Here is a 17204-nt window from a genome sequence, read left to right on the forward strand (position 1 = left end):
GTACTTGATTGTGGGATACCAGAGCCTTGCTATCAACAATTAAAAATGACAAAAGTGAGTAAAGATGTCGATATCAATGGAGACGTATTATTGCACTGGCGAGGTGAACCACTACCTTTTTATGGCGAGACAATAATTGATGAAGGTGATGGTGTTGATGTTGATGTTGATGTTGATGTTGATGTTGAAATTATGCTTAATGGTAAATTACATGAAAAAAATATCCATACAGCTTTTATTTCATCAAACCGAACACAAAAATCAATAAGCATTAATTCACCAACGTCATTTCACGTTACTTATGACGAATATCAGAATACAAGCTTCTTTAACGCCAGTAAGCTGATGGATATGTTCTTAGGTGCTTTAGGCTCATTTGGTGCGTTTAAATCACAACAGTATAAAATTCAAGCTATGAACTGTAATGGTGATACACCCACTTGGATGTTTGATGTTAAGCCATCAGTTAAGATTGGTTTCTCACTTGAACTAGAATACGCGTTTAGTGCTGGTAAGAGATCGGATAATGAAAGAAGAAAAGAGCAAGCAGGAAATTTGGTTAATGAAAGAATGAAAGGAAGGCCGGGACAAAATACATTACCTGAAGATTTCAATCGATACCGAAAAGGTTGGACGTTAAGGACAGTTCCATTCTTTAAGTCGGAATCAACATCCTTTAATATTGAATTATATTGTGATATTGCAGGAAATGAATATACATCTACACCGTATGGCGTGTCCAATGAGAAAAAAACGTTGCTCGATAGTTTGAGTGGTTTAGCCAAAATCGCTGATATTTTTAATGATTTTCAAGACAAATTTCTTTGTGTTTCAGATAAGCGTATTCCAGAGAAAAGTAGTGAATATCCTATATTTGATTTCTCGTTTTTGCCCTTAAAGCTTGGCCTAACTTTTTATATTGATAATGTAGCTAAACAAAATGATGCAAAACTTGTGATCGCCTTACAGGGATCCCCTTTTTTTGGGGGCGAGATTAAAATAGATGTATTGCAAATTGCCGCAAGCTATGGTGGTGTTTTGACCAAAAAGTTAGTGAACACTTTGCAAGATGCGTTGAAAAAAGAGAAGGCCAAGCCGTTAGCGCTGAATTTAATATTGACCTAGTTTTATCCTGTGAAATTAATTGTTTCATTGGAATGGCTCAATTATCAGGTAGTAATAGTACTGATTTTTGTATTGATGGAGATAATAATTTTAAAATTACAATTAGTGGCGGCATCAAAGCCCATGCAGAAGCGAATGTATTTTTCATGACAGCATCTTTTAATTTTGAATTAGAATTAAAAACAGCTGCATCAATTGAGCTTGAATCTCATAAAAATGGAATTGACTTAGTTGTTTGCCATGATGGTATTGTTCTAGGGTTAGGGTTGTCAGCTGATATAAAAAAGGAAACAGATGAACAGTCACCTGATGAATTAAATTATTCATCTAGACCAACGGATTATGAATTATATGAAATTGCAGATCCACTCAAGTTAGAAGATTCTGATTTAAGATTTAATTTAATTGGTGCAATAAAACAAGTTCCTAAGAGAGAACGTCAGCATATTAGATCTGCTATTCCTCCTGGCGCAAATCCAGGATTTAAGCTTAAATACTAGGGAGTGTAAACATGAAAAATATTATTTTATTTATTTTATTTATTTTAGGAGGAGCTAACATGGTTCATGCGCAGGGTAATAATTATACAGTTAGAGCGAGCATTGATGTCGCTTATATGTTTTGTGATTTTAAGGTGAATGGAGTATCGAGCTTTGATAATAGAAGGCAAACTTTTGTTGATAAAGGAATAGTATCTACAAATACTAATGTCCAAATTTTGGCCAAAAATGGTATGAATATAATCGAGGTTGAAGTAGCACCATTATCATGGTTTGAACCCAATAAAACACATAATAACTCTCATTTGTTTAATAAAAATGCATTTTGTAATATTAATATATATCAGACTAATAGTATAACCAATGAGAACCATAAAATTACAGATATAAATATATTAATAGGCAAGGATGGTGTTCCTCAGGCATACGTTAATAATAAAGTTGATACTAGTGTTGAGGTGATTTTTTCTTTGTCTAAGAATACAAAGGAAGTATTATTTAACAAAATAAGAAATGTTATTGGCGATTTTGAGTATCCTAAAAATGTTAAATTAACTAAATTTAAAAAGAATATAGAACTTAATAACATACCAGACTGGATATGGGTTAATTCAGATGATTTTGATGAAAGTAAATTACCAGAATTAAAGCTTGCATATCAAGAATTGTGGGATGCTTTTAATGAAAAAGATATTTCTAAAATTCGCAAGTTAAATTATCATGCAAATGAAGCTTGGGCTTTATCATCAAATTTTACAGAAGAAAAAATATTTGAATCTTATAGTATAACTGAAAGGGTACGAGACCAATCATCAAAAATGATAGAAATTACCTGGGATAACTTTATACCTGTTGTAATGAATGATCGGAAAATGGTAAAGATGGTATATAAAGAAGATTTTTCATACTCACCAATAACTATGATTTATTTAAATAATAAGGGTAAAAAATTATTATATAGCTTTTCTCCTATCTTTTCATTTGTTAATGGAAAATTCATTCCAGTCATATAGTCGGGTACTATTATGCCAAAAATCATTCTTATTGGTGATTCCGATACAGGCCATGGTAAACATGGCCCAACCCAAGTGATTACAGGTTCACCAACAGTAAAAGTCGATGGCAAAGCGGTTGCTCGGCAAGGAGATGCGTTAGCGCCTCACGGTGGGCATTCAAGAACTATCGTTGGCGGTTCAAGTAGTGTATTTATTGATGGCAAACCTGCGGCCAGAACCGGTGATACAGTAAGTCGCGGTGGCGTATTAATGGGTAAATATCGCATTTGACAAAGAAAAGGGGGACGATTTAACGGTTGTTATTTATCACGAAGGCATTAAAGCAAAAGTTTATGCTAAATACGGAGTTGGAAAAGATAAAGATAAAAACAAAAATAATAAAGATCTTCCAACCTCTATAAAACCAGGTGTCTATCAAGAATGGATAATTTATGAGGCTTTGAATAAAGATGAATCAGACTGGCGTTTTACATTGGGTTAAAATTGTATTTTTGTTGTTTGGAATGGTGGGCGTTATGAGTAATTCAAATTCAGAAGAAAAAATGAAAACAAACTATATCGTTAGCTTTAATACTAATGATGCTTTGTGTTTTATAAAAATTAACGACATGTTGGTTATGGATAATGTAGATTCAATTGAGGGTAATTTTACTATAGGAAAAACCATAAGTTCCTATCTTCAAAATGGAGATAATAAACTCAGCATTACTATGCTAAATGATTCATTAAAAGGTGACCATAAAGTAACTAGTAATATGTGGTGCTCAGCAATTGTGACCGAAGTAAACGGAAAACATCCAGTTTCAGGAGTTAAACTTATAGTCGAAGACGGTAAAGTTTCGGTTGACCCACATTTTAACCCAAGGGAAATATCTTATTTTGGCAATAGTCCAAGGTCGGATGGCAAAGAAAAAGGTATGATCGAAGTTTCTCAATCTTTTCATGCCAGTAATTTGCCTAATTGGGCATGGACAACAGCAACACCTATGACGGAAAAAGACATCCCTGCCATAAAAGAGTTTTATGTCTCATTGCAAAATGATTTTAAAAATCAAAATTTGAATACCATATACCAAAAAACAGAAGGAATGTGGCATTCATTAGCAATAGAACAAGGTAGTACACCACAAAAAATGTGGGAATCTATGCCATTTAAACGTTTTTTTAATGATGGTTACAAAGCAATTCCTATTGATTGGGAAGATTATGAGCTTAATTCATATATGAATGGGCGCATTTTTAGATTTGAAACAGGGTATGATAGAATTTCTCCATTAACAATTGAGAATGATGACAGGGTTTTTTCACTCACCCCTTATTTATCTATAATCGATGGTAAAGTAACGGTTGTTAAATAAAACCCGTAAGATAATTTATTAATACAAATAGTTGTAGATCCAATTTAGTAGTGCCACTTTTTGCGGCATAAAGGAGTAAACCTTTTGCCGCGATAAGGACATTCAAAATGTGGAGTAGATATAGTTACTATTCACTCAAGGCTCTTATACCCAATTAACTTTAAGATGCAGGTTTCAGAAAAGTGTCCTAATTTTGTTGCGCAGAACAGAGATTGGGAGAAATACATAAAAGGTATTAATGATGGAAAGCTAACGATTACTAACAAGCCTACAGGATTAAAATAATGACAATTGAAAATAATCAAGGTGATGAGTTATTACTGGTTATAAAAAAATACATAGATTTAGAATGGATACATTGCAGTAGACGATTTAAAGAAAAATATGTTGACCCAAGCAATTTTATCGATGGAGAACGTTATATTGTTGATACTATAAATCGAACTCCTTCAACAAACTTTCGTCCTGTAGATGAACGCAACCATCAAGATTTTATTGCTATCTTAAAAGCTGCTGTTGAGTCTTATCATGGGAAAATTGATTGGGTTTTAATCGGTAGACAAAAAACGAATACGCCTGAATATAATTGGGCTGTAGTACCTTCTATCTTTTTGGAGCTTTTAGCATTTTTGTAATACTTGTTAATCAAAGCGTCGAACGTGAATATGTCTAATCTAAACCTAGGTTAGAGCAAATTGTTCATGAAAAGGTAAGTAGTATAAAAAAGCGACAATGGATGCAACTAAAGGAAAAGCGTAGATTGCGCCATTGCGTTACCGAAACGGTGATCCTAATGATAAACTTTATGGCTGTATTGATGAGGAAGGCACCGAATGACGAGTTTATATACGGCAACAAAGCACCCAGAGCAATTAGAAACCACACCATTAATTGCACAAAGTCATCACTACGATGATCCGTTGGAGCCTCAAAAACTGGTATTTTTAGATGCGGTCAATCAACAGCGTTGTGTGATCAACTCTCCACAACGTAATAGCCAGCTCACTAATACGATCCCATTTTTTATCGTGCTTTTAGTAATGGCCTTTTACACACTGTTTGGTTTTATTGAAAACCATAAATCGAATTATTTTACCCTTCAAGATAATTCTAACTATTTCAATAAAAAATATGGTGTCGATAACTTACCAGCAGGGTTATCAAACTATTTACCATATATGAAAGTTAAGGAAATAAGTATCGGAACATATCTAATCGATTACTATACTGATAAAATTTATAGAAATGATGATCTTAAGGTATTGATGATTATCGGCTGGCTAATTTTTTTCCCCGGTTTTTTGTGGCTATTGGGTTATCTCTCTTTCTTCACTCCTCCGGTTTACCTTATTGCGGATAGGCAAAGAGGAATACTGTATAGCTATGGGATGGGGAAAGTACGTTTAACACGCTATGAAGATGCACAATTCGGCTATGCAGGTAAAATGCTGGCGATTAAACTGTATGGCATCGATGAAAAAACAGGGCAATTGAAAACGATCCTCTACCGCCCGAATGTCTCACATTACTCCAGTTTCCTGACCAGCACCGACAGTGAAGACCATCGTTTTATCACGTTTCTCAATGCTTATATGCAAGAGGGGCGAGATGCCGTTTCGCCTGTCGATTACCAAGCCCGTAAACCCTTTTTGTTTTTTGGTAAAAACCCGCTTCCTGCTGATTTTGAGCAACAGGTCGAACAGATTTTAGCAAAGCTTGATCAGGAGAAAAAACGCAATGCGTAGTCTTGTGAACGGCAGAAAAATTATCTTAAAAAATGATACGACGAATACTGGTGGTACGGTACTGACAGCTTCTTCTCTCGCCAAGCAAACCCAAGGTGTCGCCTGTGTGGGCGACTCTGTTTATTGTCCTTCATGTAAAAAAACAGGGACTATCGTTGAAGGCAATAGCTTAATGAAAATTAATGGTATCCCTGTTGCGCTAGAAGGTCACAAAGTCGCTTGTGGATGTTCTGGGGGCTGTGTACTTGTTGCTGTAGGCTAAATGTTAATGTGTTTTAACTTGCTCATATAGCTCGCATATCAGTATCACGTGTTGCTGCTTTACTAATGACAAGCAAATATGCTCTAAATATTCACGCTGTAGCTAGGCGACTAGAGAAGATATCTCGGGGAACATACAAATGTATGTGTCCCGCGTCGCCGAATGTAGTCAACAACACTACAGCGCGAAGAATGACGAGTACTAAGCGTTGAAGATTTGAGATATCTCTACTGCTGATAAATGATACTGCCTTGGACATGCATGCCAAATCGCTAACATACGATTATATTTTTCCCACATTGGTGTTTGTGAGTTAAACCCATGCGTTCCGCTGTCAAAGTGGGTATAACGCCCTTCTGTGTTGACCATAAAACGGACATAGCTCAGATAACGCGCTTCTGTTGCGGCATCAAAGCCCAAAAATTGCACACGGCGGCCATCAATGTCTTCTTTGTTAGCCATGTTGCTATAAGAGACTTGCAGCGCATGGTACATTTCCATGATATCAATAACAGTACGGCAGGTGTCTTCACTTAAATGACCAAAGTCTCTGTCTAACTCACGCATTTGTAAACCGAAACCACGTTCAATAATGGTTTGTAAGCGGCGATAACGTTCTGCATTATCGGGGTCAAGCATGGTCATCATTTTATATTGATTAGATAAGATCAAGCGTTGTGCGTTAGTCATTTCCATCAGGGTTCTCCCACTAAAAAGTATGGCTTATCTTCGCATTCAACATCAATCATAGACAGTGAAAACATCGCTTTTATTGATCTAAACACGTTTTTTGCATTACTTATTGTTAAATCTACCTTTTAATGGAAATCATTCCTTAGATATCTTCCAAAAAGGAACGGTCCAACTGCTTAAACGCACGTTTTAGCAAATCAGCTAACGCCATATAATCAGGTTGCTGTTCAACCGGTGCCATGACAATACCCGCTTCGGTAAATTTATCACGGATCTCGTGAAACCAGCTCAACAAGCTCGATGGCAGAGGCGTCGCCGCACGTTTTCCTAACCACCATAAACCTTGCATTGGCAAGCTACAGGCAAACAGTGCCGTAGCAATGGCGGGACCAAGTTGCCCACCTAACGCGATTTGCCATGCTAATGTGAAAATTGCAATGGGCGGCATAAAACGAATACCAAAGCGAACCGCCTTGTTAATGCGAATTTCGGGGAAGATTGGCGACAGTTTTTTCTCCATAGGAAAAGTCTTCAGATAGTGGTTACCTAATCTAAAGCGTTTAAAAAAACCGGGCGGTGTACTTTGCAATGTACTCATGAAACGTTTCCTATCGACTTCTTAAAAACTGAGGCAATAATTTATAGATTGCACGATAGTAAAATGATAGCACATTTAAGATAACGAAATTATTTCATTACATTTACCTTAAGTTAAGTCACTTTACTCAATATCAGCTATTCTAATAGCAATGTAACCCTGTGCTATAATACCACTTTATACGTCACTTATGATTTTAATCAATCAAAGCGCCTATTTTTAAAAAAAACGTATAAAATATAAAATAATTTTAGTAGAATCTACCGCATTTAGAATTGCTGTTGCATTTGTTACTTTTTAGCTTTATCCATCTTCAAAACAGAAGATAGACAACAGTTATATATATTGGGGTTATTGGTCGTTATTTCAACACTAGGTGCAAAGGTTTACTTTTATAGGCTTTTGCTGAAAAAAATAGCGTCTGTTTTATCAACTCCATAGGGATCTCACGATCTTTAACTTTTTCGCCTTTAACATGATATCAATCATGATGTTTCAGGTCATAAATACGCTAGGCTTTAGCTGTATATTTTTAATCTGAGTCTTTTCATGTTGTTTAAAAGGCTTCACAACAACAATTAACGATAGGTATTTCCATGTCAAGTAAGCTGGTACTGGTTCTAAACTGCGGTAGCTCCTCACTGAAATTCGCCATCATCGACCCAACTAATGGCGATGAATTTTTATCTGGATTAGCTGAGTGCTTTAACCTCCCGGAAGCCCGTATTAAGTGGAAAATGGATGGTGCTAAGAAAGAAGCGCCTTTAGGTGCTGGTGCAGCGCATAGCGAAGCATTGGATTTCATTGTTAACACTATTCTTGCTGAAAAACCTGAGCTATCAGAGCAAATCACCTCCATCGGTCACCGTATTGTTCATGGTGGTGAGAAATTTACCTCTTCTGTATTAATCACAGATGATGTGATTGAAGGCATCGAAGCGGCTATTCCATTCGCGCCATTGCATAACCCTGCTCATCTCATCGGTATTGAAGAAGCAAGAAAATCCTTCCCGCATCTGATCAACAAAAATGTCGCTGTCTTTGATACCGCATTCCATCAGACCATGCCGCAGGAAGCTTATCTGTATGCATTGCCATACGAATTATATTCAGAGCATAGTATCCGCCGTTATGGTGCGCACGGTACAAGCCATTACTATGTTTCCCGTGAAGCTGCGAAAAAGCTCAACAAGTCGGTTGATGACCTCAACGTTATCACTTGTCACTTAGGCAACGGTGGTTCTGTTACTGCTATTGTTAATGGTAAATGTGTAGATACGTCAATGGGCTTAACGCCATTAGAAGGTCTGGTAATGGGAACTCGTAGTGGTGATATCGACCCTGCAATTATTTTCCATTTACATGATTCTTTAGGCATGAGCGTTGATCAAATCAACAAAATGCTAACCAAAGAGTCTGGTTTATTAGGTTTAACTGGCGTAACTAGCGACTGCCGCTACGTTGAAGACAACTACGGCACTAAAGAAGATGCCACTCGCGCAATGGATGTTTTCTGCCACCGTTTAGCAAAATACGTTGGTGCATACAGCGCACTGATGGAAGGCCGTCTTGACGCTATCATCTTCACAGGTGGTATTGGTGAAAACTCAGCGCAAGTTCGTGAAATTACTTTGAAGAAACTGGCTATCCTTGGTTTCGAATATGACCATGAACGTAACTTGGCAGCACGCTTCGGTAAAGAAGGTTTAATCACCACCGATAACAGCCGCCCTGCTCTGGTTATCGCAACCAATGAAGAGTTGGTTATCGCCCAAGATACTGCGCGTTTAACCGCATAAGCAACTTCTACCGCCAGCAACCTGCTGGCGGTATCGTTTTGTCATTAGAGTAACCGAAATAAAGAGGTTCCCGTGTCCCGTACAATTATGTTAATACCTACTGGCACCAGCGTTGGCTTAACTAGCGTTAGCCTAGGTGTCGTTCGCTCAATGGAACAAAAAGGTGTTCAATTAAGCGTTTTCAAACCTATCGCACAGCCACGCGTCTCTGGCAATAAAGACCAAACCACTGAAGTCCTGCGCTCTCATTCAAGTATTACCACCATTGTTGAGCCCCTAACAATGGAATACGTTGAATCGCTACTGACCTCTTCCAAAAAAGATGTGTTAATGGAAGAAATTGTCGCTCGCTATCATGACCACACAAAAAATGCGGAAGTAATTTTAATTGAAGGTTTAGTGCCAACGCGTAAACATTCATTTGCTCAATCATTAAACTATGAAATTGCTAAAACATTAGGCGCAGAAATTGTTTTCGTCACTGCACCAGGCAACAGCTCAATCACGCAAATGCAAGAGCGTTTAGAGTTAGTACGCAATGAGTTTGGTGGCCAACGTAATAAAAATATTATTGGTGTTATTATCAACAAGGTGAATGCACCTGTTGATGAGCAAGGTCGTACTCGCCCTGACCTGTCTGAAATCTTTGATGATTCAACGAAAGCGACGGTGGCTAACCTCGATACTAAGCAACTTTCTGCACTAAATCTGCCTGTTCTTGCATCCATTCCGTGGAACTTTGATTTAATTGCCACTCGTGCAATTGACATGGCAAAACACTTAGGTGCGGAAGTTATTAACGAAGGTGAAATTAAAACTCGCCGTGTTAAATCTGTTACCTTCTGCGCACGTAGTATCCCGCACATGCTTGAGCACTTCCGCCCTGGCTCATTATTAGTGACCTCCGCAGATCGCCCTGATGTGTTAGTTTCTGCATCACTAGCAGCAATGAATGGTGTTGAAATCGGTGCGGTTCTACTAACAGGTGGCTACAACATTGACCCGCCTATTCGCCAACTGTGTGAACAAGCATTCGAAACAGGCCTACCTGTGTTTATGGTGAAAAGCAATACATGGCAAACATCACTGAATCTGCAAAGCTTTAGCTTAGAAGTTCCTGCTGATGACCATGAACGTATTGAAAAAATCCAAAACTACGTGGCCCGTCATATTAGTAGCGATTGGATCGAATCACTGGTTGCAGACTCTGAGCGCCCTAACCGCCTATCACCACCTGCTTTCCGTTATCAGTTAACTGAATTAGCACGTAAAGCTGGCAAACGTATCGTTCTTCCTGAAGGCGACGAGCCACGCACCGTTAAAGCTGCATCTATCTGTGCAGAACGCGGCATCGCAACTTGTGTACTGTTAGGTAACCCAGAAGATATTCGTCGCGTTGCGGCAGCACAAGGTATTGAGCTCGGTACGGGCATTGAAATTGTCGACCCAGTTAAAGTACGCGAAGAGTACGTTGCTCGCCTCGTTGAATTACGCAAGAACAAAGGAATGACCGAAGTTGTTGCTCGAGAGCAATTAGAAGATAACGTCGTATTAGGTACATTAATGCTAGAAAAAGGCGAAGTTGATGGCTTAGTTTCTGGTGCTGTTCATACGACTGCAAATACTATTCGTCCACCGCTGCAATTAATTAAAACAGCACCGGGCAGCTCATTAGTTTCTTCCGTCTTCTTTATGCTATTGCCTGAACAAGTGTTTGTTTATGGTGACTGCGCTATCAACCCAGACCCAACTGCAGAGCAACTATCAGAAATCGCTATCCAATCTGCTGATTCTGCAAAAGCGTTCGGTATTGACCCACGCGTTGCGATGATCTCTTATTCTACTGGTGATTCAGGTGCCGGTAGTGACGTTGAAAAAGTGCGTGAAGCAACACGTTTAGCGAAAGAAAAACGCCCAGACTTAATCATCGATGGCCCATTACAATATGATGCGGCAGTGATGGCTGACGTTGCTAAATCTAAAGCGCCTAACTCGCCAGTTGCAGGTAAAGCGACCGTATTTATCTTCCCTGACTTGAATACCGGTAATACCACTTATAAAGCAGTACAACGTTCTGCTGACTTGGTATCTATTGGTCCAATGCTGCAAGGTATGCGTAAGCCTGTCAATGACTTGTCTCGTGGTGCATTAGTTGATGATATCGTTTATACGGTTGCATTAACCGCAATCCAAGCAGTACAAAACGAAAACGCATAAATTTATCTCTTTATGCTAAAAAGCGCTCAATAGAGCGCTTTTTTTATATTTGAAATCAATAGCACAAATAAACAAATTAATTACCATTAAAACTATCATCAAGTTTATTAGTCGCATTTTTTATTAACTATATCAAATTTACCGATGATAGCATTCGCACAAATTTTTTGTGTCACATGATAGCGATGGTAATAATATGAATCACCTAACTAAAAATCTTATAATCATAATCGGGACTTTATTCCTAGCGTCTTGCTCCAGTCGCCTTCCGTCTTCATCAGAACAATCAAATTTTTTGAGTAACTATGAGCGTTTATCTGAAGTCAAAACGCCGTCTGGCAATATAATCAAAGCATGGCGTTCAGACCAACTAAATATAACCCAAAAGAATAAACTTATTTTTACCCCAATAAAATTTAAACCACTTAATGAACATAATAAAATAAATGAAAAATTCGCAACGGTTCTACTTAATTACACGAATCAACAGGTCAAAAAAGAGCTAGAAAAGCACTTTGAATTAACTCAAACACCAGGGCCTAATACATTACAATTTTCAGGTGTCATTACCTCTGTTAACGCAACTGCCGAAGAACTCAAACCCTATGAAGTTTTACCTGTCATGTTAGTGATAGCTGGAACCCAACTTGCGGTAGGAAGCCGAGATGCTGACACGAATATTTATTTCGAATGGAAAGTCACTGACTCACAAACTGAATTACCTTTGTATGAAGCCATTAGGAAAAACAGTGGGAACCAATTAAGCAATACAGAGCAGGTGATTACCTTAGAAGATTTAAAGGACGCTGTTGATATTATCGCGGATGAAGTTGTTCCAAACGCATAATATGCCATTACGGATGGTAAATAAAATTACCATCCGTAATTTAATAGACTATCTTTTACGCGTAAATAATGAAACTACCACTGCAACAATAATATTCAGAATAAATGCCGCAATACCGATATTCATGAAACTTAAACTTTCCCCCAACCAAGGGAACAGTTGTGCTAACGAAATTTTCTCGATATAAGTTACCGCAAGGAATAAAACCCCCGCAGAAATCCCACAAATCGCCCCTGCTGGTGTCATTGGATTTTGTTGTTTAAAGCTCATCAACAACGCAGGGAAAAACTGTGCGACAATATTTACCCCGAGTAACATAATCGCTACGAGAGTATCGTTACTGTGGAAAATAAAATACAAGCTGACTAACGCAACAACTGGCACCATAAAACGCGCATAAACACCGGACTGGCGTTTTTCTTCACTTACACCCATCGCTTTTTGCACAACGCCGGCTAACATATTGGAGGTGGTTAGCAACAACATCGACCCTGGGACTAATGCTGTTAACATCCCTGCTGCACCGATAAAACCGACCACAATCGGTGAGAAGGTGCTTTTAGATATCTCAAACAGCGATAAATCCACCGCGGCCCCTTCAAGATGCGGAATTTGCAATATAGACGCATAACCGACAAAAAAAGCAAATAGCATAATCAAGCTATAAGCTGGGATCAGAATACTATTACGTTTCAGTGATTTTTCATCCTTTGCAGTAAACACTGCGGCCATATAATGTGGCCAACAGAAATAGGCAACCACAGATAAGAATATTGTGGAAATATACCAAGGAATATTTAACCCTGTTTCGGAGAAAGTTAAAAAGCTTGGCATCGCCGTATCTATCGCTTTAAACATCTCCCCAAAACTACCGTAATAATGTAGTGGGATATAAATACCGATAAACACCACCACAATTAAAATCATTAAATCTTTCAGGGCAGATGTCCAAGCAGAACCATGAATACCTGAAATCATCACAAACAGCGTCACAGCAATAATTCCAATCCAGATGGCAATATCTGCAGGAATTGCGCCATAAGATGCTTGAGAAACAATAATACCTAACCCTTTGAGCTGCAAAACGAATAAAGGCACCATCGCAGCAATAGAAATTAAGCTAATTAATAACCCTAAACCTGGGCTTTGATATTTCTTGGTAAACAATTCAGAAATCGTTCTGACATCATTATCTTTAGCAAAGCGCCATACTCTTGGATGTACCCAATATAAAAAGATCCCCATAAACGCATTGACTGCTAAGGTATATAGGATTGCAGGGCCTTTTCCGTAAGCCCAACCGCTCCCTCCGAGGAAGGTAAAAGTGGTATATATTTCCCCTGCACTGAGTAAAAAAACCAGCAGAGCCCCGTAGCTACGACCACCGACAGACCACCCTTCGTGATCCATCGTTTTTCCTTTTTTAGCGCGAATAGCTAAATAAATACTAAAAAAGAAAAATGCAGTGATGATAATTAATGCGGAACTCATGATGTTTCCTTAGTATTTTTATTATCTAATACATTGATTAGTAACATCACCAAAGCTGTAACAATCACCCATGCGACAATCCAAAACATTAAAAATGGCAAGCCCATCACAAAAGGCTCGACTTGGTTAACGAAATAAATGCCCACGGTTAATGCTAGAATTGGGAAAATAACTAAATAATGATACCACTTCATAGAAAATTCCTTATTCCATTACCCTAAAGAAACCAATTCACGGGGTAGATGACTTAGCATTTCAACGCCAGCTTCAGTGATGAGTAGCATATCTTCAATCATAATACCGCCCACACCAATCCCGTAATATGGCGTTTCTAAACTCATAACCATCCCGGCTCGAAATACTTCTGTCGTTGCAGCACTCACAAATGGGGCTTCTTCTAACCCGACAAACACCCCATCACCATGGCCTAGGTGCCCACGGTTATAATAAGGCAATCCCGAGGAACGAATAAGTGCCATGGTTTCATTAAAAACATCACTTAATGCGACACCGGGTGCAACTCGGCTTAACATATATTGATGGCCTTTTAAAATGGTTTGATAAATAGCAGCGACTTTTTCATCCGATTTACCAACCACAAATGTGCGTGCAATATCCGCGCCATAGCCAGCCACATCAACGCCACAGTCAAATTTAATTACATCGCCTTCTTTTGCCGGTTGGTCATCTGGGATCAATTTTGGGGAAAAATCACTGCCAACTGAAATTAAATGGAAACGGCTATAGTTCGTTTCTGGGAATTCCATCACTTTCGCTTTAAAAGCTGCAGTTAATTCTGCTGAAGTACAGCCAACTCGAATTAATTTACTCGCAGCAGCGATACCGGCTTCTGTAATTTGTGCAGACTTTCTGAGGTGAGCGATTTCCCACTCACTTTTAATCATGCGTAATTCATTAAATAGAGGTGAAGAGTCAACCAAATTTAGCCCAGGGATAACCTTATCCAGCCATACTTTCCCAGTATGGGTAATTTGGTTTAATTCAATCGCAACTGGTTTCCCATAAACGCCCGCATCTGACAGCGCCTCTTTCAGTATATTAAAAATCGTTTCTATTGGGCTATTAATTGGCCTTGCTTTCATTACTTTGCCATTTTCAGGATTGTAAGGGTCATCTACATCCACCCAAATTGGAAATGTTTTAATCTTTGCATTAGGCATTTGAAGTGATAAATTCGCCGCTTCAAATTCATTCATAATAACCAATGATTCAATAGAAGGATCACGGAAAATAACTGCGATAGCAGAGCCGGTTTGCCTGAAAGTATACATAAAGAAGCTCGCAAAACCGGTTAAGTGATAAAAATTATCACCCACTGTTGCGATTAATGCTTCAATCCCTTCACGCTCCATAATCTCACGGGCTTTATGAGTTACGTTCTCAAGGTGTTGTTGTTTCAAAAAAGTATTCTGTTTATCAATTGTCATTTTTATTCTCTCGAAGCGTCTATCTACATCACGCAATGCATCATATCGCAAACGATAAATGTTAAGATCTGTCACATTATATCTAGTGTAGAAATGAATACATCGTTTAACATGCAAGTTATTTATAACTAATAGTTATATATTAGCCTGAAATTAACTTTGCTAGAGATTTGATTTTAGGGAAAATAAAGAAAAGGACTAAATAAATTAGCCCTTTAATCATTTAAATCTGAGTAGTTATGAGTTTTCAGCACAAGTGGTGGTTTTTTCTAACTCATTATTACGTGTTAACCATAAAGAAAGCGCTTTAAGTGAATCTGGCGTAAATTCGTCACAACGTGCGCTGATCTCTTTCGGAGTCAACCAACTGACCTCAGCCACTTCAGTTTCTTGTAAAGCGAATGGGCCATGGCTTACACAACTAAACAACCCGCCCCATACACGACAATGCGCATCTTCAAAATAAAAATGGCCATGTTCAGCAAAAGGAACACCTGCAATACCCAGCTCTTCTTCCGCTTCGCGCTTTGCAGAATCAAGGATATTTTCACCTTTTGTCACTACGCCTCCTGCTGTTGCATCAAGGAAACCGGGGTGAAAATCTTTAATATCTGTGCGTCGTTGAACCAGTATTTTTCCCATTCCATCATGGACAACGATGTAAGTTGCACGATGGCGTAGGTTTTCTGCTCGCATTTGGCTACGTGTTGCCTGAGCAATCACCGTATTGTCTTCATCAACAATATCGACCCACTCAACGACTTCGGTTGGTTGTTCCATCCTGTAAACCTTTTATTTTTAAGCTAAAACTGCTTATATCATTAGACTGATTATTATTGTGCGCCAAACAATTATAATCTGCATTGATCCACAACTATAGAAACGATCCTAGCTGAATTTGTGATGGGTTGCCATCATAAAAAAGCACTTCTTTATTACAATGCTAATGAGAGCCAGTTTCTTTAAGGTACTCCAAGCAAATCATACAAATTGTGTTCACAAATGCTATAGTTAAATCATAACTAAGCAACAACGCTGCGGTTTGAGTATATTGACAAGGGGTATCCCCTAAATAGTTCAAATTGCAGCTAGGCGCTAAGAGATGGCATCCTTAGGAGCATACACAAGTATGTGACTAAGGTGACAGAACGTAAGCAACAACGCTGCGGTTTGAAATATGACGGGGATGGCGATGAAGATACTCATAACAGGCGGCACCGGGCTAATCGGAACACCACTTATCCAAAAACTGATCTCTTTAGAGCATCAGGTTACTGTATTAAGCCGCTCTCCACAAAAAGTTTATAGCCATTTTTGCAAGGCTGTTGAGTGCTGGACGACTCTCAATGACCAAACTCACTTAAATGAATTTGATGCTGTCATTAACCTTGCTGGCGAACCCATCGCGGAAAAACGCTGGACAGAGGAACAGAAAAAATTGCTGTGTGACAGCCGCTGGAAATTAACTCAACAGCTTAGTGAATTAATTATGGCCAGTGAAACACCACCTAGCGTATTTTTATCAGGTTCAGCCGTTGGGTATTATGGCAACCAAGGCCAATCAGTCGTCACAGAAGACGAACAGCCCCACGATGAATTTACTCACCAACTCACACAGCATTGGGAAGCTTTAGCCGCTAATGCGCAATCAGAAAAAACACGCGTTTGTTTATTACGTACTGGCCTAGTGTTATCAGCGAATGGCGGTTTACTTGCCAAAATTCTCCCCATTTTTAAAATGGGTGCGGGTGGCCCAATTGGTGACGGGAAACAATACATGCCATGGATACATATCAACGATATGGTGCGTGCGATTTGTTTTCTATTAGACACCCCAACGCTCTCAGGTCCCTTTAATATGACCTCACCTTATCCGGTTCATAATGACTTATTTTCTGCCACATTAGGTGATGTTCTCAATCGCCCTTCATTTGTGCGAACACCCGCTTTTGTGATTAAAGCCATCATGGGGGAATCTGCAGCACTGGTCTTGGGTGGCCAACAGGCGATCCCCAAACGATTAGAAGAGGCAGGTTTTCAATTTGAACATATCGAATTAAAAGAAGCGCTTACTGACTTGCTTCTTCCACAGGCTGATCAGTAAA

At 38.8% G+C, this 17204-nt stretch carries 18 protein-coding genes; 12 read left to right on the plus strand and 6 right to left on the minus strand.

The genetic code is table 11. The features are described 5' to 3' along the window. The 8 genes from PSF42_RS15825 to PSF42_RS15860 form a co-directional block, all read left to right on the plus strand. On the plus strand, positions 1-1125 hold a 1125-nt coding region (locus tag PSF42_RS15825; RefSeq protein WP_272680349.1), incomplete at its 5' end, for a hypothetical protein. 32 nt (positions 1126-1157) lie between these two features. Continuing rightward, complete coding sequence (locus PSF42_RS15830; RefSeq protein ID WP_125891303.1) at positions 1158-1625, plus strand: hypothetical protein; 468 nt, start codon at positions 1158-1160, stop codon at positions 1623-1625. Between the two features lie 11 nt (positions 1626-1636). After that, positions 1637-2638, plus strand: coding sequence for a hypothetical protein (locus tag PSF42_RS15835; RefSeq protein ID WP_125891304.1), 1002 nt, complete (start codon positions 1637-1639; stop codon positions 2636-2638). 12 nt (positions 2639-2650) lie between these two features. Further along, complete coding sequence (locus tag PSF42_RS15840) at positions 2651-2911, plus strand: PAAR domain-containing protein (RefSeq protein ID WP_125891305.1); 261 nt, start codon at positions 2651-2653, stop codon at positions 2909-2911. A gap of 179 nt (positions 2912-3090) precedes the next feature. Continuing rightward, complete coding sequence (locus PSF42_RS15845; protein ID WP_272680350.1) at positions 3091-3999, plus strand: hypothetical protein; 909 nt, start codon at positions 3091-3093, stop codon at positions 3997-3999. Between the two features lie 284 nt (positions 4000-4283). After that, entirely contained in the window at positions 4284-4634 is a 351-nt protein-coding gene (locus tag PSF42_RS15850) for a hypothetical protein (protein ID WP_125891307.1), read from the plus strand. 198 nt (positions 4635-4832) lie between these two features. Further along, the gene (locus PSF42_RS15855; RefSeq protein ID WP_125891309.1) at positions 4833-5744 is read left to right on the plus strand and encodes a hypothetical protein; all 912 of its coding nucleotides are present in this window, start codon (positions 4833-4835) and stop codon (positions 5742-5744) included. Next, positions 5737-6006 carry a PAAR domain-containing protein gene (locus PSF42_RS15860; RefSeq protein WP_125891310.1) on the plus strand — a complete coding sequence of 90 codons (270 nt, stop codon included), beginning with the start codon at positions 5737-5739 and terminating at the stop codon, positions 6004-6006. Before PSF42_RS15855 ends, PSF42_RS15860 begins: the two co-directional genes overlap by 8 nt. Positions 6007-6207: 201 nt before the next feature. Here the strand turns inward: PSF42_RS15860 and PSF42_RS15865 are convergent, their stop codons facing one another. Then, positions 6208-6702 carry a YfbU family protein gene (locus tag PSF42_RS15865; protein ID WP_102137636.1) on the minus strand — a complete coding sequence of 165 codons (495 nt, stop codon included), beginning with the start codon at positions 6700-6702 and terminating at the stop codon, positions 6208-6210. A gap of 139 nt (positions 6703-6841) precedes the next feature. Next, complete coding sequence (yfbV, locus tag PSF42_RS15870; RefSeq protein WP_125891311.1) at positions 6842-7297, minus strand: terminus macrodomain insulation protein YfbV; 456 nt, start codon at positions 7295-7297, stop codon at positions 6842-6844. Between the two features lie 596 nt (positions 7298-7893). On the opposite strand from yfbV, the gene ackA reads away from it, so the two are divergent. The 3 genes from ackA to PSF42_RS15885 all read left to right on the plus strand — a co-directional run bounded on the left by ackA (position 7894) and on the right by PSF42_RS15885 (position 12160). Further along, positions 7894-9096 (plus strand): acetate kinase, encoded by a 1203-nt coding sequence (ackA, locus tag PSF42_RS15875; RefSeq protein ID WP_125891312.1) that lies wholly within the window; start codon positions 7894-7896, stop codon positions 9094-9096. Positions 9097-9183: 87 nt separating this feature from the next. After that, positions 9184-11313 carry a phosphate acetyltransferase gene (pta, locus tag PSF42_RS15880; RefSeq protein WP_185746878.1) on the plus strand — a complete coding sequence of 710 codons (2130 nt, stop codon included), beginning with the start codon at positions 9184-9186 and terminating at the stop codon, positions 11311-11313. A gap of 196 nt (positions 11314-11509) precedes the next feature. Beyond that, entirely contained in the window at positions 11510-12160 is a 651-nt protein-coding gene (locus PSF42_RS15885; RefSeq protein WP_125891314.1) for a DUF3313 domain-containing protein, read from the plus strand. A 48-nt stretch (positions 12161-12208) separates the two neighbouring features. On the opposite strand, the gene PSF42_RS15890 is transcribed toward PSF42_RS15885, so the two are convergent. The 4 genes from PSF42_RS15890 to yfcD form a co-directional block, all read right to left on the minus strand. Further along, positions 12209-13651 carry a sodium:solute symporter family protein gene (locus tag PSF42_RS15890; RefSeq protein ID WP_125891315.1) on the minus strand — a complete coding sequence of 481 codons (1443 nt, stop codon included), beginning with the start codon at positions 13649-13651 and terminating at the stop codon, positions 12209-12211. Beyond that, a complete protein-coding gene (locus PSF42_RS15895; RefSeq protein ID WP_125891316.1) occupies positions 13648-13845 on the minus strand; it encodes a DUF3311 domain-containing protein in 198 nt (65 codons plus the stop codon). Before PSF42_RS15895 ends, PSF42_RS15890 begins: the two co-directional genes overlap by 4 nt. Positions 13846-13863: 18 nt before the next feature. Next, the gene (locus PSF42_RS15900; protein WP_272680351.1) at positions 13864-15099 is read right to left on the minus strand and encodes a M24 family metallopeptidase; all 1236 of its coding nucleotides are present in this window, start codon (positions 15097-15099) and stop codon (positions 13864-13866) included. A gap of 237 nt (positions 15100-15336) precedes the next feature. After that, a complete protein-coding gene (gene yfcD, locus PSF42_RS15905) occupies positions 15337-15879 on the minus strand; it encodes an NUDIX hydrolase YfcD (RefSeq protein ID WP_125891318.1) in 543 nt (180 codons plus the stop codon). Positions 15880-16291: 412 nt separating this feature from the next. Between yfcD and PSF42_RS15910 the strand changes: the two genes are divergently transcribed. Next, on the plus strand, positions 16292-17203 hold the full coding sequence (locus PSF42_RS15910) for a TIGR01777 family oxidoreductase (protein WP_125891319.1): 912 nt from the start codon (positions 16292-16294) through the stop codon (positions 17201-17203). The last annotated feature ends 1 nt before the right edge of the window (position 17204 follow it).

Origin of the sequence: Providencia sp. PROV032, assembly GCF_028484875.1 — a bacterium.
GTDB lineage: Bacteria > Pseudomonadota > Gammaproteobacteria > Enterobacterales > Enterobacteriaceae > Providencia > Providencia rettgeri_E.